At 71.5% G+C, this 737-nt stretch carries 1 protein-coding gene; it reads right to left on the bottom strand.

Annotation, left to right across the window (positions count from 1 at the left end; genetic code table 11):
* Nucleotides 1–357, bottom strand: a 357-nt coding sequence (locus tag IEX89_RS24140; protein WP_188915844.1) for a hypothetical protein, incomplete at its 3' end; no start/stop codon positions are given.
* Between the last annotated feature and the right edge of the window lie 380 nt (nt 358–737).

Here is a 737-nt window from a genome sequence, read left to right as displayed (position 1 = left end):
GACGCGCCAGAGCCCCGCCTCGAAGCGACCCGTGACGACGGTGCCGCTCTCCATGGGCGCCCACGCCTCCGGCGACATGGCGTCGTCGAGAGGGATCGCGTCCCAGGACACGGCGCCGCCGAGACCGGGGTCGACCGGCAGGCGGAACGTGGCGTCCACCTCCGGCAGCACGTCCTGATCGGGCGCGCCGCGGGTCGCCGCGGCCGCCTGGGCCGCGAGCCCTTCGGCGGTCGTCGTATCCGTGTCTTCGAAGGGGATGCCGACGCCGAAGCGGCGAGAGAACATGATTTCGCCGCCGCGGGAGACGTAGCGTACCTCGTACTCACCGGGCTCGTCGGGGACCCGAAGCCCCGTCACGCCGTTCTTGTGCAGGGCGAACGCCCAATCGCCCAGGCGCGTGTTCGGCGGATCGCCCGGCCGCGCGACNGGATCCGATCGCCTCGAAGCCCATGGCCGGCGGCACCACCTCGATGGTCTCACGCGCGATGACCCCGCGGCCGGTGCTGGAGATGATCACGTCGTAGAGGCCCGGCTCGGGGGGAGCCGTACGCCCGACCGGATTGTTGGGCTGCGCGCCGGTGCCGCCGATGACTCCGAAGCCGCCGAAGCCGACTCCCTGCGTCCCTCCCTGTGGCACGAACCCGAGATAATCCGTGAAGCGTACGTCGCCCGACCATTCGATCGCGTAGCGGAAGCCCGCTTCCGCCTTGTCGGGCAGGACGAGCGACGCGATCTGC

It is taken from the genome of Salinarimonas ramus, from assembly GCF_014645695.1.
Classification (GTDB): Bacteria; Pseudomonadota; Alphaproteobacteria; order Rhizobiales; family Beijerinckiaceae; genus Salinarimonas; species Salinarimonas ramus.
Note: the sequence above shows the minus strand (reverse complement) of the source record. Positions and strands in the feature narration are given on the sequence as shown.